The sequence below is a fragment of the Streptomyces sp. CB00316 genome, assembly GCF_001905595.1.
GTDB lineage: Bacteria > Actinomycetota > Actinomycetes > Streptomycetales > Streptomycetaceae > Streptomyces.
Map to the genome: position 1 here is coordinate 208356 of NZ_LIXI01000004.1, position 19229 is coordinate 227584.

17 protein-coding genes and 4 pseudogenes are annotated in these 19229 nt (G+C 70.5%); 12 read left to right on the top strand and 9 right to left on the bottom strand.

The genetic code is table 11. The annotated features are described in order from the left end of the window. The first annotated feature begins 43 nt into the window (after window positions 1-43). Together AMK21_RS12335 and AMK21_RS12340 are read left to right on the top strand one after the other, a co-directional pair. The gene (locus AMK21_RS12335; RefSeq protein ID WP_030566996.1) at window positions 44-484 is read left to right on the top strand and encodes a MarR family winged helix-turn-helix transcriptional regulator; all 441 of its coding nucleotides are present in this window, start codon (window positions 44-46) and stop codon (window positions 482-484) included. A 172-nt stretch (window positions 485-656) separates the two neighbouring features. After that, the gene (locus AMK21_RS12340; RefSeq protein WP_073877148.1) at window positions 657-1991 is read left to right on the top strand and encodes an MFS transporter; all 1335 of its coding nucleotides are present in this window, start codon (window positions 657-659) and stop codon (window positions 1989-1991) included. 284 nt (window positions 1992-2275) lie between these two features. Here the strand turns inward: AMK21_RS12340 and AMK21_RS12345 are convergent, their stop codons facing one another. After that, window positions 2276-3349, bottom strand: coding sequence for an EamA family transporter (locus tag AMK21_RS12345; protein ID WP_073877150.1), 1074 nt, complete (start codon window positions 3347-3349; stop codon window positions 2276-2278). 155 nt (window positions 3350-3504) lie between these two features. Between AMK21_RS12345 and AMK21_RS12350 the strand changes: the two genes are divergently transcribed. After that, window positions 3505-3993, top strand: a complete 489-nt coding sequence (locus AMK21_RS12350; RefSeq protein ID WP_073877152.1) for a MarR family winged helix-turn-helix transcriptional regulator — start codon at window positions 3505-3507, stop codon at window positions 3991-3993. Between the two features lie 94 nt (window positions 3994-4087). After that, window positions 4088-5077 carry an aldo/keto reductase gene (locus AMK21_RS12355; protein WP_073877154.1) on the top strand — a complete coding sequence of 330 codons (990 nt, stop codon included), beginning with the start codon at window positions 4088-4090 and terminating at the stop codon, window positions 5075-5077. A gap of 97 nt (window positions 5078-5174) precedes the next feature. Here the strand turns inward: AMK21_RS12355 and AMK21_RS12360 are convergent. After that, window positions 5175-5744 (bottom strand): annotated as a pseudogene (locus AMK21_RS12360) (prolyl aminopeptidase); the annotation flags it as partial. Window positions 5745-5783: 39 nt separating this feature from the next. Between AMK21_RS12360 and AMK21_RS12365 the strand changes: the two are divergent. Beyond that, a complete protein-coding gene (locus AMK21_RS12365) occupies window positions 5784-6272 on the top strand; it encodes a hypothetical protein (RefSeq protein ID WP_073877157.1) in 489 nt (162 codons plus the stop codon). Between the two features lie 30 nt (window positions 6273-6302). Here the strand turns inward: AMK21_RS12365 and AMK21_RS12370 are convergent, their stop codons facing one another. Together AMK21_RS12370 and AMK21_RS12375 are read right to left on the bottom strand one after the other, a co-directional pair. After that, window positions 6303-8351, bottom strand: a complete 2049-nt coding sequence (locus AMK21_RS12370; protein ID WP_073877159.1) for a serine/threonine-protein kinase — start codon at window positions 8349-8351, stop codon at window positions 6303-6305. A gap of 90 nt (window positions 8352-8441) precedes the next feature. Further along, window positions 8442-9263: an SDR family oxidoreductase gene (locus AMK21_RS12375; RefSeq protein ID WP_073877161.1), complete on the bottom strand. Its 822-nt coding sequence runs from the start codon at window positions 9261-9263 to the stop codon at window positions 8442-8444. Between the two features lie 68 nt (window positions 9264-9331). Here AMK21_RS12375 and AMK21_RS35995 point away from each other — a divergent pair. Then, window positions 9332-9415, top strand: a pseudogene (locus AMK21_RS35995) (short-chain dehydrogenase); the annotation flags it as partial. Here the strand turns inward: AMK21_RS35995 and AMK21_RS12380 are convergent. After that, complete coding sequence (locus tag AMK21_RS12380) at window positions 9415-9888, bottom strand: hypothetical protein (RefSeq protein ID WP_143194860.1); 474 nt, start codon at window positions 9886-9888, stop codon at window positions 9415-9417. The pseudogene AMK21_RS35995 and the gene AMK21_RS12380 overlap by 1 nt on opposite strands. Window positions 9889-10094: 206 nt before the next feature. On the opposite strand from AMK21_RS12380, the gene AMK21_RS12385 reads away from it, so the two are divergent. Further along, on the top strand, window positions 10095-10421 hold the full coding sequence (locus AMK21_RS12385; RefSeq protein WP_073877165.1) for a nuclear transport factor 2 family protein: 327 nt from the start codon (window positions 10095-10097) through the stop codon (window positions 10419-10421). Between the two features lie 327 nt (window positions 10422-10748). Here AMK21_RS12385 and AMK21_RS12390 read toward each other — a convergent pair whose 3' ends face one another. Beyond that, on the bottom strand, window positions 10749-11282 hold the full coding sequence (locus tag AMK21_RS12390) for a GNAT family N-acetyltransferase (RefSeq protein WP_073877167.1): 534 nt from the start codon (window positions 11280-11282) through the stop codon (window positions 10749-10751). Between the two features lie 204 nt (window positions 11283-11486). Between AMK21_RS12390 and AMK21_RS12395 the strand changes: the two genes are divergently transcribed. Together AMK21_RS12395 and AMK21_RS12400 are read left to right on the top strand one after the other, a co-directional pair. Then, window positions 11487-12287, top strand: coding sequence for a dienelactone hydrolase family protein (locus AMK21_RS12395; RefSeq protein ID WP_073877169.1), 801 nt, complete (start codon window positions 11487-11489; stop codon window positions 12285-12287). Next, window positions 12281-12451 (top strand): annotated as a pseudogene (locus AMK21_RS12400) (hypothetical protein); the annotation flags it as partial. The gene AMK21_RS12395 and the pseudogene AMK21_RS12400, both read left to right, overlap by 7 nt. Window positions 12452-12531: 80 nt before the next feature. On the opposite strand, the gene AMK21_RS12405 reads toward AMK21_RS12400, so the two are convergent. The 3 genes from AMK21_RS12405 to AMK21_RS12415 all read right to left on the bottom strand — a co-directional run bounded on the left by AMK21_RS12405 (window position 12532) and on the right by AMK21_RS12415 (window position 16307). Then, window positions 12532-12843 (bottom strand): NUDIX hydrolase, encoded by a 312-nt coding sequence (locus AMK21_RS12405; RefSeq protein WP_079181144.1) that lies wholly within the window; start codon window positions 12841-12843, stop codon window positions 12532-12534. Window positions 12844-13288: 445 nt separating this feature from the next. After that, a complete protein-coding gene (locus AMK21_RS12410) occupies window positions 13289-14500 on the bottom strand; it encodes an acyltransferase family protein (RefSeq protein ID WP_079181145.1) in 1212 nt (403 codons plus the stop codon). Window positions 14501-14636: 136 nt separating this feature from the next. Then, a complete protein-coding gene (locus AMK21_RS12415; RefSeq protein ID WP_073877171.1) occupies window positions 14637-16307 on the bottom strand; it encodes an AMP-binding protein in 1671 nt (556 codons plus the stop codon). A gap of 332 nt (window positions 16308-16639) precedes the next feature. Here AMK21_RS12415 and AMK21_RS12420 point away from each other — a divergent pair, with 332 nt between their 5' ends. From AMK21_RS12420 to AMK21_RS12430, 3 genes and pseudogenes are all read left to right on the top strand, one after another. Continuing rightward, window positions 16640-17758: an aromatic ring-hydroxylating oxygenase subunit alpha gene (locus tag AMK21_RS12420; RefSeq protein ID WP_374194569.1), complete on the top strand. Its 1119-nt coding sequence runs from the start codon at window positions 16640-16642 to the stop codon at window positions 17756-17758. A gap of 139 nt (window positions 17759-17897) precedes the next feature. Then, window positions 17898-18053, top strand: a pseudogene (locus AMK21_RS12425) (deaminase); the annotation flags it as partial. Window positions 18054-18324: 271 nt separating this feature from the next. Next, window positions 18325-19227, top strand: a complete 903-nt coding sequence (locus AMK21_RS12430; protein WP_073877173.1) for a CPBP family intramembrane glutamic endopeptidase — start codon at window positions 18325-18327, stop codon at window positions 19225-19227. The last annotated feature ends 2 nt before the right edge of the window (window positions 19228-19229 follow it).

Genomic DNA, 19229 nt, shown 5'->3' on the forward strand with positions numbered 1-19229 from the left:
ATCGAGTGGTATTTAGTCTGGGTAATGAGTTACGCTAACAAACATGCCTGACCTGATCCACGACGGCGACAGTGCCGCCGCCGTGAGCTCCCTCCGCTCAGCCGTGATGCTGCTGGGCCGGCGCCTGAAGCACCAGCGCGTCGACGAATCGCTGAGCCCGACCGAGATGTCGGTGCTCGGCACCCTTGCCCGCTGCGGCTCGGCCACCCCCGGCGAGCTGGCCCGCAAGGAGCACGTGCAGCCCCCGTCGATGACCCGCATCGTCGCGCTGCTGGAAGCGAAGGGACTCGTCAGGCTGGAACCGCACCCCGATGACCGTCGGCAGAAGATGGTCAGCCAGACCGAGCAGGCCGAGGCCATGCTCGCGGAGAGCCGCACCAAGCGGAACGCCTGGCTGGCCCAGCTCGCCGAGGGTCTGGACGAGGACGAGTGGGAGACGCTGCGGGCCGCCGCGCCCGTGCTGGAGAAGCTCGCCCACCTGTGACCCCGCGGGCGCCACGGCGTGACGCCTGCCCCGTACCGGATGGGACAACCGGTCCGGGGCAGACGATCAGCCGGGCCCGGCACTCCGCCGGCCCGGACGATCAACGCCGGAGCGCCCGTCGTCACGTCCTCGTCGGACCGCACGCCGCAGACGTATGAGGAGATGAACCCTTTTGAGTACGGGATCCGGAGCAGACTCCGCCCCCGCACCGACTTCCACCCACGAGAGCAAGACCGGCGGGACCTTCTCGTCGCTGAAGATCCGTAACTACCGCCTGTTCGCCACGGGCGCCGTGATCTCCAACACCGGTACCTGGATGTCCCGCATCACGCAGGACTGGCTCGTCCTGAGCCTGACGGGTTCCGCGACGGCCGTAGGCATCACCACGGCCCTCCAGTTCCTTCCCATGCTGCTCTTCGGCCTGTACGGCGGCGTCATCGCCGACCGCCTCCCGAAGCGCCAGATCCTGCTCGTCAGTCAGGCCATGCTCGGCCTGTGCGGTATCGCGCTGGCCGTCCTGACCCTCTCCGGCGTCGTCGAGGTCTGGCACGTCTATCTGGTCGCCTTCCTCCTCGGCATGGTGACCGTCGTCGACAACCCGGCCCGCCAGTCGTTCGTCTCCGAGATGGTCGGCCCCGCGCAGCTGCGCAACGCCGTCAGCCTGAACTCGGCGAACTTCCAGTCCGCCCGGCTCATCGGCCCCGCCGTCGCGGGTGTCCTGATCACCACGGTCGGCAGCGGCTGGGCGTTCCTGCTCAACGGCCTCTCCTTCCTGGCCCCGCTCATCGGCCTGCTGATGATGCGGACGAGCGAACTCCACGCCTCGGTGCGGGTCCGCCGCGCCAAGGGCCAGCTGCGCGAGGGACTGACGTACGTCCGTGGCCGCCCCGAGCTGATCTGGCCGATCGTCCTGGTCGGCTTCGTCGGCACGTTCGGCTTCAACTTCCCGATCTGGCTCACCGCCTTCGCCGACGGCGTCTTCGACGGCGGCGCGGGGATGTACTCGTTCTTCAACATCCTGATGGCCGCCGGTTCGCTGGCCGGCGCGCTGCTCTCGGCCCGCCGCCGCTCCACGCGGCTGCGGATGCTGGTGGCGGCGGGCACGGCGTTCGGGCTGCTGGAGATCGCCGCCTCGCTCTCCCCGAACGTCTGGCTGTTCTCGATCCTGCTGGTCCCGATCGGCATGCTCGGCCTGACGACGAACATCACCGCGAACACGAGCGTCCAGATGGCCGCCGACCCCGAGATGCGGGGCCGCGTGATGAGCCTGTACATGATGGTCTTCGCCGGGGGTACGCCGGTGGGCGCCCCGATCGTCGGCTGGATCAGCGACACGTACGGCGCCCGCGTCGGCTTCGCGTCCGGCGGCGCGATCTCGGTGATCGCCGCCCTGGCCGTCGGCTTCGCCCTCGCCCGCGTCGGCGGCCTCCGCCTGAAGGTCGACCTCCGCCCGGGCCGCCCGCACGTCCGCTTCGTACCGCGCGAGCAGCTGGCGACGGCGGCGTAGAGGCACGCGGAACCGCCCTCCTCCCGGAGAGATCGGGAGGAGGGCGGTTCTCGCGTTGTGCGGGGTCAGTCGCGGGGGAAGGCGTCGGTCTTCAGGACCAGGTCGATGGAGGCGTCGGTGAGATCGACGTCGAGGCCGAAGTCGACGACCAGCTTCTTGTGGTAACCGCCGTCCAGCCGTTGCCTTCGCCGAAGTCGACGCGTACGTCCGAGAGCAACCGGTCCTGTGCGGGCAGCCGCTTAGGACAACGATAGGCCCGGCCATCCGGACACGCCCGGACTTGCCTACGCCGGCCCGGGCCCGGGAGGTGGTACGGGCCTGGGCGCGGGCCCGGTGGGTGGTGCGGTTAGGCTCGAAGGGTGGATCCCAAGACCCGAAACCGCATCATGGCGGCCGTGCTCGTGCTCATGTTCCTCGTCGTCGCCGTGGCGGCCGCCTTCGGCGGCTGAGGCGGGCGGCGCGCCGGGTGCCGTGGGCGTGCCCGGCGTGGTGGGCGGCGCCCCCTCGCCGCGCTGAGCCAGCACCACCGCGCCGACCACCCCCGCCGCGCCCAGGAGCTGGAGCGGCCCCAGGGTCTGCCCCATGAAGAGGTAGCCCAGGACCGTGGCGCACAGGGGCGAGGCGAACGACAGGAACGAGGCGGCGAGGGCCGGCAGCCGCGCTATGCCGTTGAACCACACGACGTACGCGAGCAGCGCCCCGATGATGCCCAGGTAGGCGAAGCCGCCGACGTTGGTCCAGGTCAGGCGTTCCGGGAGCGGTTCGCCGAGCAGGGTGACGGGAAGCAGGACCAGGCCGCCGACGGTGAGCTGCCAGCCGGTGAAGGCCAGCAGCGAGACCCCTTCGGGGCGTCCCCAGCGCTTGGTCAGCACGATGCCCGTCGCCATGCACGCGGCCCCCAGGAGCCCCGCGAGCACGCCGACGCCGTCCAGGTCTGCCTGCGGCTGGAGGACCAGCAGCGCGACCCCGGCGGCGGCGAGTGCGCAGGCGCCGATGTGCAGGAGGCGTATGCGGGCGCCGAGCAGAAGAGAGCCGAGGAGCAGCACGATCATCGGCTGGACGGTCATCACGAGGGCGGCGACCCCGCCCGGCAGGTGGTAGGCGGCGAGGAAGAGGAAGTAGAAGAAGGCGCCGATGTTCAGGACGCCGAGCACGGTCGCCCGCACCCACCAGATGCCCCGGGGCAGGACGCGGGTCAGCAGGAGCAGGATCAGCCCGGCGGGCAGGGCGCGCAGGGTGGAGGCGAGCAGGGGCCGGTCGGGCGGCAGGAACTCGGTGGTGACCAGGTAGGTGGAGCCCCAGACGGCGGGGGCGAGGGCGGTGAGGAGGGAGATCCTGACCAGGCGTCGGTCGGTCACGGTGGGCTCCTGGGGCGCGGGGCGGAGAATCATTCGACGTCGAAATATCTCCCGTGGAACGGAAAAATAGGGCAGGGAGTAGGCTTACGTCAAACAGTTCGACGTGGAAGTGACCGGTGCGGGCGTGGCCGGGCGATGGACAAGGTGGGGCGCGTATGCGCGACTCGGTCGACGACTTCCTGGACCAGTGGGCCGCCCTGCGGTCCGATCTGGATCTGGAGGCCATGGGCGCGGTGGGCAGGCTCCTGCGGCTGACCCGGCTGGCGGAGAAGGAGGTCAGCCGCTACTTCGCCGAACACGGCATGGAGCGCTGGGAGTTCGACGTCCTCGCCACCCTCCGCCGCAGCGACCGCCCGCTCACCCCCAAGGAGCTCGCCGCGAACGTCATGGTCAGCTCGGCCGCGCTGACCAACCGGATCGACCGGCTGGCCGCCCGCGGCCTGGTGGCCCGGGAAGCCGTGCCCGGCGACCGGCGCAGCCTGCACGTCACGCTCACCGGTGCCGGACGGACGCTCGTCGACAGCACCGTGGAGGGCCATGTGCGCAACGAGCGCAGGATGCTCGCCGATCTGGACGCGCAGGACTGCCAGGAGCTGAACCGGCTGCTGCGCACGCTGGTGGTCACGCTGGAGGGTGGCCGCTGACGGCGGAGGCGGTCCCTCCCGGCGCGCTCGGCCGACGTGCCGTCCGGGACGGTTGCTTGCCTGGAGTGGACTCGAAGGAGTTGGCTGGGGCGTCATGAAGTACACACAGCTCGGACGCACCGGACTCAAGGTCAGCCGACTCGTGCTCGGGACGATGAACTTCGGCCCGCAGACCAACGAGTCGGACAGCCACGCGATCATGGACGCCGCGCTCGGCGCGGGTCTGAACTTCTTCGACACCGCCAACGTCTACGGCTGGGGTGAGAACAAGGGGCGCACCGAGGAGATCCTCGGCACCTGGTTCGCCCAGGGCGGCGGACGGCGCGACAAGGTGGTCCTGGCCACCAAGATGTACGGGAACATGGCCCCCGAGGGCGATGCCTGGCCCAACCACGACAAGCTCTCCGCCGTGAACATCCGGCGGGCGGTCGACGCCTCGCTCAAGCGGCTCCAGACGGACCACATCGACGTCTACCAGTTCCACCACGTCGACCGGAGCACCCCGTTCGAGGAGATCTGGCAGGCGATCGACGTCCTGGTCCAGCAGGGCAAGATCCTGTACGCGGGCTCCTCGAACTTCCCCGGCTACAAGATCGCCCAGGCCAACGAGCAGGCGGCCCGGCGCGGTTCGCTCGGCCTGGTCAGCGAGCAGTGCCTCTACAACCTCGCCGAGCGCCGCGCCGAGATGGAGGTCATCCCGGCCGCGCAGGAGTACGGCGTCGGGGTCATCCCGTGGTCGCCGCTGCAGGGCGGCCTGCTGGGCGGCGTCATCAAGAGGGAGGCCGAGGACGGCCGCCGCGCCTCGGGCCGCTCGGCGGACGCCCTGGCCAACAGCACGGTCCGCGCCCAGATCGAGGCGTACGAGGACCTGCTGGAGAAGCACGGTCTGGAGCCCGGTGAAGCGGCTCTGGCCTGGCTGCTGACCCGCCCCGGCGTCACGGGCCCGATCGTCGGCCCGCGCACCGCCGAGCAGCTGGAGGGAGCCCTGCGCGCCCTGGAACTGGAACTCCCGGAGGCCGTGCTCACCGGCCTGGACGAGATCTTCCCGGGCCCGGGCCCCTCGCCGGAGGCCTTCGCCTGGTGATCTGACCGGAGCTGACCCTGCGGCCGCCGCCCTGGACGGGGTGGCGGCCGCACGGCTGCGGCGGCACGGGAGGCGAGGGGTTCACGCCCTTGTGAACTCACGCCCCCGCGGACCGGTCCAGCGCCGCCAGCACCGCCCGCCGGGTCGCGGGCCCGCCCAGGTGGCCCGCGTCGTCGATGACCGTCAGCTCGGCCTCCGGCCAGGAGCGGTCGAGTTCCCAGGCGGTGGCCAGAGGGGCGCCCAGGTCGAAGCGGCCGTGGATCAGGGCGGCGGGGATGCCGGCCAGTCGGTGGGCCTCGTCGATGAGCTGGTTCTCCCGCAGCCAGGCGGCGTGGGAGAAGTAGTGGGAGCAGATCCGGACGAGCGCCTGCTGGGCACGGTCCGGGCGGCTGCTGTAGGGGGCCGGGCCCGGGTTCGCCTCCAGGGACAGGACCGCGTCCTCCCATGCGCACCAGGCGGCCGTGGCCCGCTCCCGTACGGCAGGGTCCTGGCTCTCCATGCGGCGGGCGTAGGCGGCGACCACCTCGGTCGGGTCCGTGGCTTCGGGGACGGCCTCGCGGAAGGTGTGCCAGGCCTCGGGGAAGATCTGGCCCGCGCCCCGGTAGAGCCAGTCGATCTCGCTGCGCCGGGTCGTGGTGACCGAGGCGATGACGGCCTCCGTGACCCGCGGCCGTTCCGGCGTCAGGCCGGGCGTAGCCTGGGCGCCGTGAACGCGACTCCCCGGGTCCTTGCCGTACTGGACGACATCCTCGCCTCCGCCGCCCCCGACGGGCGCGGCGCGTTGTGGCACCTGGCCGAGGTGGGGCGGGAGTTGGACGCCAACCTCGTGCGGCTGCCGGGCGGTGCGGAGGTCGGGGAGCATCAGGAGGACGTGCTCGATGTGCTCCTGGTCGTGCTGGAGGGCGGGGGTCGGGTCCGTACGGGGGGCGGGGGCCTGGAGCTGGGGCCCTCCACCGTCGTCTGGCTGCCCCGGACTTCGCGCCGTGCCCTGGTCGCCGGTCCGGACGGGCTCACCTATCTCACCGTCCACCGCCGCCGCCCCGGGCTCGCCATCAAGGCGCCGAGCGGCGGGACGTACGAGGGTGGCGAAGGGCCCTGCATGCTGGACCGGGTCTGCCCGCAGTGCGGGCGGCTGTCCGAGGACCCCGCGCCGGTCTTCTGCAGCCGGTGCGGGGAGCGGTTTCCGGAGCGGTGAGCCGCGCCGGGAGCGGTGAGGACCGGGTGCTCAGTACCCCTCGCACTCCGTCAGGTCCGGTCGGCCCGGGGGGTTCTCGCCGTCCATCAGGGCGGACAGGTTCCTCGCGTACATCTCGTCCCAGACCTTGCCCTTCAGGATCTTCCGCAGCGCCGAGCACACCTCGCCTTTCAGGCCCGGTGACCCGGGGCGCATCGCGACGCCGTACCCCTCCGCGCCCTGGATGTTCTCCAGCCGCCGCACCTTGCCCGGGTTCGCCTTCTCATAGCCCGCGAGGATGATGTCGTCCGAGGCCACCGCGTAGACGTCCGACGTCACGTCCAGCAGCTGGTCCAGGCAGTCCTGGTAGGTGTTGGGCTGGGACTCCGTCATCGTGAAGCCGCGTTTGGGCAGCTCCGTCTCGTACGTCGAATCCCGTGCCGTGCACACCTCGACGCGCAGCCGGCGCAGGTCGCTGGAGTCGTTGATCGTGTACTTGCTGGACTTCTCGCGGACCAGGAACCCCCGGCTCGCCTCGTAGTACGGGCCCGCGAAGTCGACGCTGTACCCGCCGGGCGACGCGCTCTTGCGTTCGGGCGTGATGCTGTACGAGGCGATGACGAGATCCACCCCCTTCCTCTTGAGCGCGGTGCTGCGGTAGTCGGTCGGGACCGTGGTGAAGGCGACCTCGTCCCGGCTGTACCCCATGTGGCCGGCGATCGCGTAGGCCAGGTCGATGTCGTAACCGGCGTACGTCTTCGTCTTCCGGTCGTACTTGCTCAGGCCCGGCTGATCGTCCTTGACGCCGATCTTGAGGGTGCGGTTCGTGGCCCTCCACTTCTCCGTGACGGAGCTGCCACCGCCCCGGCCCCCCGCCCCGGCCGTGGTGCTGCCGCTCGTACCCCCCTGGCCGTCCCCGATGCCCTTCGCGACCAGCCAGCCCGCCGTGCCCAGCAGGGCCACGCACAGTGTTGCCGTCGCCGCCTTCAGCCACGGCCGTCTCCGGCGGCCGTGCGGTGGCCGAGGTGCGGGGACGGGCGGCCCGGGAGGTTGCGGAGCGGGACCGGGCGCAGCGCCGCGTACGGGGCCGGGCGCGGGTTCCGCATCCGCCGTCAGCGGGTGCGTCGCCGCTCCGGCCGCGGTGGCGTTCCGTGCGAGCGGGGCGCCCAGCACCTCCCGCAGCATCGCCTCCGCCGTGGCCGCGTCCAGGCGCTCGTGCGGGTCCGGGAAGAGGAGGCCCTGGATCACCGGGGCGAGCGGTCCGGCGTACCGGAGGGCCGGGTCGGGGGTCTGCCGGATGTTCTCCTGGACCTCCCACACCTCGCCGCCGGCGAAGGGGGCCCTGCCTTCGACCATCTCGTACAGCGTGATGCCCAGGGCCCACAGGTCGGAGGCGGGGGCGGGGCCGGGGGAGCCGGGCGCGAAGAGTTCGGGTGCCAGGTACGGAGGCGTGCCGATGACACTGCCGGACCGGGTCACCTGGGTGGCGCCCTCGAACGTGGCGATCCCGAAGTCCACGAGGATCGCCAGCCCGTCGTCCCGCACCAGCACGTTGCCCGGCTTCACGTCGCGGTGGACGACCGACGCCGCGTGCACCGCCCGCAGGCCCTGGAGGATCTGGAGGCCGATGTCCGCCGCCCTCGGTACGGCGAGCACCCGCTCGGCGCGCAGCAGGTCCGCCAGGGACCTGGCTTCGAGGAGCTTCATCACGATCCAGACCTGGTTGTCGGTCTCGACCTGGTCGTGGACGGTCACCACGTTCGGGTGCTCGATCTTGGCGATCGCCTCCGCCTCCCGGCGGGCGCGCTGCATCGCGGCGGCCTGGGTTCCGGCGGTCATCGCGCTCCGGTCGAGCAGACCCTTTACGGCGACGAAGCGGCGCAGCCGCCGGTCATGGGCCTTCCACACCTCGCCCATGCCGCCGCTGCCGATCGGTTCCAGCAGCTCGTAGCGGCCCTCGATCACCACCTGCGGGCGGCCGTGGCCGCGTCCCGGGAAGGCCCCGTCGTCCGCCGCGCCGCCCCCGGACCCGCCTCCGAGCCCGCCCCCGCCTCCGAACCCGTCCCCGCCCCCGGCTCCGGACCTGTCTTCGCCTTGCATGCGACCCCCTGTGCACTACATGGACCAGCCAACAGTAGACGTTCCGTCAGCTCTCGACAGGGCGCGAAGGGAAGGGATTTCGCGGAGGCCTCAGGGGGCGGCGCCGCCGTTGCTCTTCAGCAACTGCCCGTTGACCCACTGGCCTTGTGGCGAGCACAGGAAGTCCACCAGGTGTGCGGTGTCCCGCGGGGTGCCGAGGCGGCCGAGCGGGGTGCCCTGGACCAGGGCGTCCCGCAGCTCGTCGTTCATCCAACCGGTGTCCACCGGGCCGGGGTTGACGACGTTGGCGGTCACCCCGAGGTGGGCCAGTTCGTGGGCGGCGGCCAGGGTGATGCGGTCCAGGGCGCCCTTGCTCGCGCCGTAGGGCAGGTTGCCCACGGTGTGGTCGCTGGTGAGCGCGACGATGCGGCCGGCGCCCGTGCCCGGCTCGCCGCGGAAGCGCAGCCCGTACTCGCGGATCAGCAGCCAACTGGCCCGCGTGTTCACGGCGAAGTGCCGGTCGAAGGCCTCCACGGTGGTGTCCAGGATCCCCGAGTCCACCGACTCCGCGTGCGAGAGGACGAGCGCGGTGACCGGGCCGAGGCGCTGCTCCGCCTCGTCGAAGATGCGGGTGGGGGCGTCGGGGCCGGTCAGGTCCGCCTCGATCGCCGCCGTGCGGGCTCCGGCGTTCTCCAGCTCCCGCGCGATGGACGCGGCGGCCCCCTCCTCGGCACCCCACTCCATGCGCCGGTCGTACGGCGTCCAGTAGGTGAAGGCGATGTCCCAGCCGGAGGCCGCGAGCTGCCGGGCGATGCCCGCGCCGATCCCGATGGAGCGCCCGACCCCGGTGATGAGGGCGACGGGGCGGGCCGGTGCGGTGGCCGGTTCCGAGGCCTGTGCCGGCGACGTCGAGGGCTGTTCGTTGAGCGTCACGGGCCGATCCTTCGTGAACCGTACGCGTACGTCAACGACTTCCCCGGCCAGGGCTACGACCCCGTCGCGGCATGGCCCTCCGTAAGCCGATCGGCGAGACGACCGAGGAGGAGTACGACCGCATGTTCGCGATCAACTCCAAGGCGGCGTACTAGGTGCACCGAGCGCGCGGGATGAACGCCGGGCCGGTGGGGGGAGCAGTGAGGTCGACCGCGCTTGTGAGTACGCGCGTGAGCACATCCTCGCGCCGCAGATCGAGGTCGGCAACGGTCTGGGCGGGCGGGGACGCGGGCAGCGGGGCCGCCGCTGTGTAGAGGGTGGTCAGTTCCTTGACCGCCCTGCTCAGCGGGAGCAGCGTCGTCGAATACAGCTGGGCCATGTCCGCCTCCGCGCGAATGGCCCGCTCCTCGGCCCGCTTCCGGCTCTTCTCGACGAGCCCCTTCTCCAGGTGAGTGATCACGACCACCCCGAAGGCCGAGGCGTCGGCGAAGAACGCCAGGCCGAGTTTCTCGGTTCCCTCCGAACCGTCCGCCCACACCGAGACCACGGCCACGGACACGCCGAGCACTGCCGAGAAGAGCAGGAACAGGTAGTGAACGCCGCGTGCGGCCAACCATTGGTTCATCCGGCCCGTACCACCGCGTTCCACCCCGATTTTGTCGTACGTACTCGCGCCCCTTCATCCTCCCCGAACGGAGTAGTGGACGGCAGGCGTTGCGCGAGACAGCCCGGCTCGACATGCGGTGAAGGGCCCGCCGACAGAGACTCGGCCTCGACAGCACCCCCCCGTGAGCCCTGTGGCCCGGCCGTTTTCCGTACCGAGGAGGAACCATGACCACATCGATCAGCGACCCGGTGGTCAAGAAGTTCGTCGCCGCCGTCAACGCGGGTGACGAGAGCGCCTTCACCGCCGTCCTCACCGAGGACGCCACGATGTCCGACGACGGCAGCGAACGGGACCTGGCCGCCTGGACGGAGAAGGAGATCTTCTCCCCGAAGGCGAACGGCCGCATGGACGTCGTGCAGGCCTCGGACGACGGCCGCACCCTCGTCGTCGACTACACGAACGACACGTGGGGCACGATGCGGACGCGCTGGTCCTTCACGGTCAGCGGCGACCGCATCAGCCGCTTCGAGACGGGCCAGGCACCGGCCTGACAGCGGCCGGGTCGAGGAGGCCGACGAGAACCGCGACGTCCTTGCTCCCTCCTTCATGCCCCGACCGCCCCCGCCTTACCTTTCGCACGCCATGGCGTCGGGCTGGTGAGACCTTGTCGATCTACTGCTCCCCTTGGCGGGGGCCCTGGGAGCCGGGAGGCGGCTCACCCCGGCACATCTGGTACGCGACCGGCTTCCCGGCCCTCGCCCCGGCCCCGGTAGCGGTGGGCCTCGCGCACATGGCGTCGGTCCATGTCCCCCTGGGGGTGATGGTGTTCGGCCTGAGCGTGCCGGCCCTGGCGCGGCAGGCTCCGTCGGACATCAGGGTCAGGGCCGATCCACCCGGTAGAGGTAGTGGGCCCGCCCGTCGACGGGGTTGTCCGGCTCGAGTTCGCCCTCGGCGACCCGCCGCATCCCGGCCTTCTCCAGCGCCCGCCAGGAGGCACGGTTGGCGGCCGACACGGGCACCAGGACACACGAGGCCTCGGGATGCTCGTCCCAGATCGCCTGGACGGCCGACCGGATCATCCGCGGCCCGAGCCCCCGGCCGACGAGCTGCGGCTCGCCGATCAGATAGTCGATGGTCATGGCCCCGGAAGGGACGTCGATCAACGTGGCGACCTCCACCAGATACTCGGGGTAGTCGGCCAGCCGGCACCGCTGCATCAGGCCGAACGGAGTGCCGTCGAGGTGGGCGAGCAGTTCCTCAGAGGGCTCATCACCCCTGACGGCGGGCCCGAAGTCCCGTCGCACGGCCTCGGCCGAGGTCTCGTGGTTCCACCACCGGGCCACGTGCGGACGCTCCAGCCAGGACATCAGCAACGGGAAGTCGTCCTCGGTGAGCCGACGCCAGGTGATCATCGGGAAACCCTCCAGCGGGACGCGGCGGCAGGGGCGCGGGGCAGAGCGCCCCGTGGCCACCCAGCCTAGGCACTGTCCGGCACATCATGGGGCCGTGATGGCACCAGGTCGGTCGTCGCCGGCCGGGCTGTGCCCGGTTGCGGGGCTCTGCCAGCGGCAGAACAGCAGCCGGATCGGGCTGGACGATCACTACGGTCCAGTCTTATGACAACGAAGACGACGAAGACAACGAAGACGACGAGCACGACGAGCACGACGAGCACGACGACGATTGCGACGCGTACGGTCGAGTATCCGGCCGACGGTTTGACGATGGTCGGGTACCTCGCGCTCCCCGCCGGTGTGGACCGCCGGCCTGCGGTGCTGCTCGGACCGGAGGGCACGGGGCTCAGCGACGTCGAGCGCCGCCGGGCCGACGCTCTCGCTGAACTGGGATACGTAGCACTGGCCTTCGATCTTCACGGCGGGCGCTATCTGGGCGACCCCGAGAAGATGCTGGCCCGTTGCCTGCCGCTGCTCGCCGACTGCGACCGGATGCGGGGTGTCGGCCACGCGGCGCTCGAAGTGCTGCGCGCCGAACCGCGGACCGACCCCGACCGGATCGCCGCCGTCGGCTACGGCACCGGGGGCGCCGTCGGGCTGGAACTCGGGCGCGCCGGCGTCAGCCTGCGCGCGATCGGGACGGTCAACGGACTGATCACGGGCCGACCGGGCGAGGCGGCGCGCATCCGCTGCCCGGTGTGGGCCGGGGTCGGGTCGGAGGACCCGATCTTGCCGCCCGCGCGACGGGACGCGTTCACCGCCGAGATGCAGGCCGCGGGCGTCGACTGGCGCCTCACGGTCTACGGCGGCGCCTTGCACGCCTTCCACCACCCGCCGGTCGACCACCCCACGGTCCCCGGCGTCGGCTACCACCCAGAGCACGCGCAGCGAGCCTGGCGCGACGTCGTCGACCTGCTCGCCGAGTGCCTGCCCACAGCGGAACCGCATTCGGACGGATGCTGAGCGCCGATTCCGGGTCGACGTCCTCAGCCCGGGACCCACGCGGGCCCCTGTCCTGCTGCGCGTCGCGGGGGCGGACGCCGACCGGTTCGCCGAGGCCGCGTGCCCCTGAGCGGCTGGCCGACCCCGAGGAGCTCGCCGAGGCCGCCCTCTTCCTGGCTGCGGACGCCTCGTCGTTCGTCACCGGCGCAGAACTCTTCGCCGACGGCGGCTGCACCCGGGCCCGAACGACGGCCTGTCGGCCTGGTCAGCCGACCAGGAGGGCGTGCGTCTCGTCGCTGACGGCCGGCAGGTCACCCGGGTCGGCCCAGGCGGCGTCGTCGTGCTCGGTGAGGGTGATGGGCCCGATGGCCCGTACGGTGACCGCGAAGGTGAACTGCCGCGTTCTGCGCCCACTTCGGGAGGCGTAGTCGAAGCTGCCGACATGCCCGGCGACCCGGGTGACGGTGAGGCCGGTCTCCTCCAGAATCTCCCGGCACAGGGCGTCCACGAGCCGCTCGCCGGGCTCCACTCCGCCACTGGGCAGCTCGCCGAGTTGGTGGCGAGCGGGCACGTCCATGAGAAGCGGGAGTCCGTCGCCGGCGGGCGGTGGCGGACCGTGCAGGTGTTCTCCAACGCCCCGCTGACGGACGACCAGGCCGCGCGGCTGCGGGCCGGGGTTCCGGCCGACGGGTACGAGCTGGTGGGTACTGCTCCCGCTCCGAGTGCGCACTTTCCGACGGTCGGCGCTCCGAGTGACCGGGTGGTCGGTGGTCAATCACCGGGCCGGGCGAGGAGCACATGTTCCGGCCCCATGTCCCGTGGGCCACCACCTGTGGTCCCTGTCACCGGGAGGAGCAACGCGCCTTCTGGGCCGACGCGCAGGCCCGGGCCGACGCGGCCCCCGAGCCTCCGCCTTGGCGGGAGCGGTTCGCGGCCGTTGCGGCGGACGGAGCCGTACCGGATACGGATACGGAGGTGGGTACTCCCTAGACTCCAGCGAAGTCCTGCTGGAGTCTAGGAGGTCACACCCGACCGGAGACCGCCGGATCTTTCGGTTTGCGCTGTCCGGCGTCCGACTTCCGCCCCCATCGGCGCGTCGCCGGCATCTCGATGAGCACGTACAACAACCGCGCGACGACGACGCAGACCAGGCCCGTCCCCAGGTGGTACAGGACCGCGGCCGCGGTGCCCATGACCGGCCTCCCGAGCACCATGTGAATCGTGAACAGGACGATCAGGTTGATCAGGCAGAACCCGTACGCGGCCTCGCCGAGCCACACCATCGGCCTTCGCCCGAGCCAGCTGCCGCGGCCCTGTATGTCGCGGGTGACCAAAGCGGCGACCAGCACGGCGACCGGCACGGTGAAGAACGCGCCGAAGCCGTACACCACCGGCAGGAACAGGGTGAGCACATACGCCCCGGCCACGGCGAGAGACGCCGGCAGCACGCCCACACCCAGCGTCCACCTGCCTTCGCTGATCAGCCGGGCGGTCAGCATGCCCGCGACCAGCTCGAGGCCGCGGACGGGCGGGCTGAAGTAGCCGACCCACAGCTGCGCCCAGGAAAGGCCCGGCAGCACGGGGCTGTCCGGGCCCGCCAGGAAGAGGGACGAGAACACGGGAACGGCGAGCACGGCGACGGCGACGGCCGTGAACCAGTGAACAAGGCGCTCGGGCCTGATGCGCCGTACCCAGACGATGAGCAGGGGGAAGACCGCGTAGAAGGCCAGCTCGACGGAGATCGACCAGGTGATGCCGTTGACGGAGTGGATGACGAAGGAGCTGTCGGGCAGCCATGCCTGCACCAGAAGCAGCGTCGCGGTCGCCTCGATCGGCTTGACCGGCAGGCCCTGCGCGAGCAGGAAGACGACGCCGAATCCGAAGACGACGACATGGGTGGGGAGGATCTTGACCGCTCGTCGTCGCCAGAAGGACTTCGCGGGGTCGCCCGCCCTGGCCACCCAGGTCAGCACGAACCCGCTGAGGACGAAGAACACTGAGACGCCGAGGTACCCCAGGTTGAGCCCGTGGGCGTGGAAGTACTCGTACGCCGCGGCATCCGCGAACACGGGCACGTAGGCGGCGTGGCCGATCAGCACAAGGAACGCGGCGATGAACCGCAGACCGGTCAGGGACTGCAGGCGTCCTCCCACCGCCCGCCGTCCCGTGTGCGTGTCCGAGGCGGTCGGCGGAAGGTCCGGTGTGCTTGGTTGTGGTGCGAGTTCGGCGGTCATGACGAAACCCTCCTGTGGTGGCGCGTGTGGGCGGTGCGCGCCGCTGGGGAACGGCACGCGGGGGGGGGAGACTGAACTACCGTCCGCTCAGGCGGCGATGCCCGGCCTCAGCGGTGTGCGGCCACTGCCCGGCCGCTCAGGCACTCTCCAGCCGGCCGACGCGCAGCAGTTCGGCGGCGAGCTCGCGCAGCTCCACCTTGCGCACCTTGCCGCTGGCGGTCATCGGGTACTCGTCGATGACACGTAGGTAACGGGGGATCTTGTGGTGCGCCAGCTTGCCGGTGCAGAACGTCCGCAGTGACGCGGCGGTGAGCGGCTCGGTGCCCTCCCGCATCCGTATCCAGGCCATCAACTCCTCGCCGTAGTGCTGGTCCGGTACGCCGATGACCTGTGCGTCCAGGACGTCGGGGTGGGTGTGGAGGAACTCCTCGATCTCCCGGGGGTAGAGGTTCTCGCCGCCGCGGATGACCACGTCCTTCAGCCGTCCGGTGATGCTCAGATAGCCGTCGGTGTCCATGACTCCGAGGTCGCCGGTGTGCATCCAGCCCTCCGCGTCGATGGCCTCGGCGGTCTTGTCCGGCTGCTCCCAATAGCCCTGCATCACCGAGTAGCCCCGGGTGCAGACCTCGCCCTGCTCGCCGCAGGGCAGCAGGGCGCCCGTCTCCCGGTCGACGACCTTGACCTCCAGATGCGGGCCGACGCGCCCCACCGTGGACACCCGGCGCTCCAGGGAGTCGCGCGCACGGGTCTGGGTGGACACCGGGGAGGTCTCCGTCATGCCGTAGCAGATGGTCACCTCCGCCATGCCCATCTCGTCGATCACCCGCATCATCACCTCGACGGGGCACGGCGCGCCCGCCATGATCCCGGTGCGCAGGGAGGACAGGTCGAAGGAGTCGAAGGCCGGATGGGCCAACTCCGAGATGAACATGGTCGGAACGCCGTACAGCGAGGTGCAGCGCTCGGTATGGACGGCATCCAGGGTCGCGCTGGGGTCGAACGCCGCGGCCGGGATCACCATGCACGCGCCGTGGCTGGTCGCCGCGAGGTTGCCCATCACCATGCCGAAGCAGTGGAAGAACGGGACGGGGATGCAGACGCGATCGGCCTCGGTGTAGTTGCACAACTCGCCTACGAAGTAACCGTTGTTGAGGATGTTGAAGTGCGAGAGCGTCGCGCCCTTGGGGAACCCCGTCGTGCCCGAGGTGTACTGGATGTTGATCGGCTCCCCGGCATCCAGGGACGCCGCGGCCTCCGCCAGCTCCCGGGGAGTGATGTGCGCCCCGCCGGCCAGCAGGGTGTCCCAGTCGTCGGTCCCGATGAGACAGACGTGCTCGAGACTCGCGCACGCGGGCCGCACCTCGGCGATCATGCTCTCGTAGTCGGAGGACTTGAAGCTCTTCACGGCCACGAGGAGCCGCACCCCCGCCTGGTTGAGCACGTACTCCAATTCGTGGGTGCGGTAGGCGGGGTTGATGGTGACGAGAATGGCGCCGATCTTGGCCGTCGCGTACTGCGTCAGGGTCCACTCCGCGCAGTTGGGCACCCACAGACCGACGCGGTCGCCCTTGGTGATCCCGAGTGCGAGGAGCCCTCGGGCCATGGTGTCGACGTCGTCGGCCAGTTCGGCGTACGTCCACCGGCGGTCCGTCACGCAGTCCACCAGAGCTTCGCGGGCGCCGAAGGATGCGGCGATCCGGTCGAAGTTCTCTCCGATGGTCTCGTCCAGAAGCGGAACGTCGCCGACGCCACACGCATAACTCAGGCCAGGTTCCGGGACGGTTCGGGTGAGCAGATCTTCCACCATGCTCAATTCCTCCTTGGGGTGGCAGTTCAACCAGCGTTGGTCAGACCCGTTCGGATCGGCATCTCGTGGATTGCTCGCCCGTTCTCGGAATACTTCACAGGACGCCTGCGCTGCCGGTCGGATTCCACGTGCGCAAACGGTGAGTTACGGAGAACCGGGCGCGTGCCTCGCTGTCTTTATCCCAAGTTGCGGACCTGGGGCCGTGGTCTGAAAAGTCTTGTGGTCTTGAGGAGACTCCGGGTACTTCTGTGGATGGCAGTAGGTGAAGGCCCGCCGATAAAGGAGAGCTGACCGGTGGTTCGCTGCCGCCGACGGCGAGGAAGGGAAGGGAAGTGACCACCACCGTGCCCAGCCTGATGGCGACCCCGCCCGGTCGCTACTACAGCGATCCGGAGATCTTCGAGCAGGAGCGGGACCGTATATTCCACCGGAGTTGGTTCGCCGTCACGCACGTGTCGGACGTGCCCACTCCCGGCAAGTTCCGCACGGCACGAGTGGGCCGGGAGAACGTGGTCGTGGTCCGTGGGCACGACGGTGCGGTCCAGGCCTTCCTGAATGTCTGCCGGCACCGCGGGTTCCTGCTCTGCAAAGAGGAGTACGGAGAGGTCAGGCGCAACCTCCGGTGTGCGTACCACTCGTGGACCTACGGCCTCGACGGCCGGCTCGTGTCGGCGCCGCACCTCGCCAAGATGCCCGATGTGGACCGCAGTGACTGGGGCCTCAAGCGGCTCCACGTGCGGGAATACCTCGGCTATGTGTGGGTCTGCCTCGCCGAGGAGCCGCCGTCCTTCGAGGAGGCCGTCGTCCACGCGATCACCCGGCGGTTCGACGACGAACAGGCCATCGACAGCTGGCAGATGGCGGAGCTGAAGGTCGGCCGCCGTATCAGCTACACCGTCAAGGCCAATTGGAAGATCATCGTCGAGAACTTCATGGAGTGCTATCACTGCGCTTCCATCCACCCCGAGCTGACGAGCGTACTTCCCGAATGCGTCCAGGGTTACGCGGCTCAGTACTACGCGGGACGCGGCCTCAGTTTCCGGGAAGATGCGGAGGCGTTCAGCGTCGACGGCACCGGTGGGTTCGGCAAGCTCCCCGGCATCACCGAGGACCAGGACCGCACATATTGGGGGGTCACCATCAACCCTCAGGTCTTCATCAACTTCGTTCCCGACCACGTCATTTTTCACCGGCTTTTCCCTATTTCCGCGGAACGCACGATCGTCGAGTGTGACTGGCTGTTCGCAAAAGGCGTACCGGAGGGTGCGCGACTCGATCATTCCGTCGAACTATTTCACCGGGTGAACCGACAGGATTTCGAAGTCTGCGAGATGTGCCAGCTCAACATGAAGTCCAGCGCCTATGAAACCGGCGGTGTTCTCGTCCCGCACGAGCACCACATAGCGGCAGACTTCCATTCCTGGTACCTGGGGGCGCTCGAAACGGCCTGACGGCAATGCCCTGCCGCATCCGGGATCTACAACACGCCAGGAGGATGCGGCGCCGTCCGCACACGGGCGGATCCCCGCTCTCGACGGGCTCCGGGTCCTGTGCGCGCTGGCCGATGTGTACGGACCCCGGGGGAGCCGGGGCCTCGTCGACACGCTGCACGTGGTGCTCTCGCCGGTGACGCTCGGGACCGGGCTACGTCTCTGGGACTCGCCCGACGAGCTGCTCGACCGGTTCCACCTGGAGGTCGTGCCCAGCCCGAGCGGAGTGACGCACCACTTGTTCTGGCGGCAGTGAGAGGGCCCCGGCCCGCGTACGGTGCCGGGACAGCGGGGCGGGCGCCGCATTGACCTCGGGGGCCGGGCGCCAGGAAGATCCCTGTGTGAAACCTGATATACCTCCTTCGCCCTGGGACCCGCCCCCGCCCACGCCTCCAGGCGGCGGGCCCACCTGGCCGCAGGGCCCTGGAGTCGGCTGGCAGCAGGGGCCAGGCCCCGGCTGGCCGCCGCAGGGCCCCGGACCCGGCTGGCAGCTGCCCCCGCCCGGGCCCGTCCCGCAGGCCGGTCCCGTGCGGGCCGAGGCCGGGGCGCGCTACGACCAGCAGGGGCGCAACGGGCAGGGCGGCAGGTTCGCGTGGCTCGGGGAGCTGTCGGTCGTCCTGCTCCTGGTCGTCGTGGGCATCCTGGTCGTCTCCATGGTCGGGGCCGTCCTCGCGGCGGTGCTGGACGCGGGTCCCGCGTCGGCGGACAGCGAGGTGTTCTTCGAGGACCCGGTCGCCGACATGGCCCTCCAGCTCGTCGGCATCGCGATCGGGATGCCCATCGTCCTGTGGGGCGCCCGCTATCTGGGCAGGCGTCCGGCCGGTACCGTCTCCTCGGTCCTGGGCCGGTTGCGGTGGAAGTGGCTCGGGTTGTGCGCCGCCGTGGCCTTTCCGCTGGTGATCGTCCAGTTCGGCGTGCTGTTCGCGTGGACCTGGGGGGAGGAGTCCGCCGAACCGACCGGGGACGGCTTTCCCGGCTGGACCGCCTTTCTCGTGAGCCTGGCCGTGCTGGCGGTGCTGGTGCCGTTCCAGGCGGCGGCCGAGGAGTACGTCTTCCGGGGCTGGCTGGTCCAGGTGATCGGGCGGGCCGTGCGGTCGCCCTGGCCCGCCGTCGTGCTCGCGTCGCTCCTGTTCGCCCTGGCCCACGGGTTCGGCGAACTCACCGGGTTCGTCCTGCTCCTCTACTCGGCGCTGTGGTGGGGCTGGCTGGTCATCCGCACCGGAGGCCTGGAGGCGGTGATCACCCTCCACGTCGCCAACAACCTGCTCGCCTTCGGCCTCGCGGCCGGCTTCGGCGAACTCGCCTCCACCGAGACGGCGGCCGATGCCCCGTGGCAGGCGATGGTCGTCGAGTTCGTCTTCGCCCCGCTGTACTGCCTGGGGATGGCATGGCTCGCGAAGCGGCGGGGGGTTGACCGGGTGAGCCCCTGAAG

Coding starts and splice junctions, on each gene's coding strand:
- AMK21_RS12335 (WP_030566996.1), top strand. CDS start 44: ATGCCTGACCTGATCCACGACGGCGACAGTGCCGCCGCCGTGAGCTCC.
- AMK21_RS12350 (WP_073877152.1), top strand. CDS start 3,505: ATGCGCGACTCGGTCGACGACTTCCTGGACCAGTGGGCCGCCCTGCGG.
- AMK21_RS12355 (WP_073877154.1), top strand. CDS start 4,088: ATGAAGTACACACAGCTCGGACGCACCGGACTCAAGGTCAGCCGACTC.
- AMK21_RS12370 (WP_073877159.1), bottom strand. CDS start 8,351: ATGCAAGGCGAAGACAGGTCCGGAGCCGGGGGCGGGGACGGGTTCGGA.
- AMK21_RS12380 (WP_143194860.1), bottom strand. CDS start 9,888: ATGAACCAATGGTTGGCCGCACGCGGCGTTCACTACCTGTTCCTGCTC.
- AMK21_RS12385 (WP_073877165.1), top strand. CDS start 10,095: ATGACCACATCGATCAGCGACCCGGTGGTCAAGAAGTTCGTCGCCGCC.
- AMK21_RS12390 (WP_073877167.1), bottom strand. CDS start 11,282: ATGATCACCTGGCGTCGGCTCACCGAGGACGACTTCCCGTTGCTGATG.
- AMK21_RS12395 (WP_073877169.1), top strand. CDS start 11,487: ATGACAACGAAGACGACGAAGACAACGAAGACGACGAGCACGACGAGC.
- AMK21_RS12405 (WP_079181144.1), bottom strand. CDS start 12,843: ATGGACGTGCCCGCTCGCCACCAACTCGGCGAGCTGCCCAGTGGCGGA.
- AMK21_RS12410 (WP_079181145.1), bottom strand. CDS start 14,500: ATGACCGCCGAACTCGCACCACAACCAAGCACACCGGACCTTCCGCCG.
- AMK21_RS12415 (WP_073877171.1), bottom strand. CDS start 16,307: ATGGTGGAAGATCTGCTCACCCGAACCGTCCCGGAACCTGGCCTGAGT.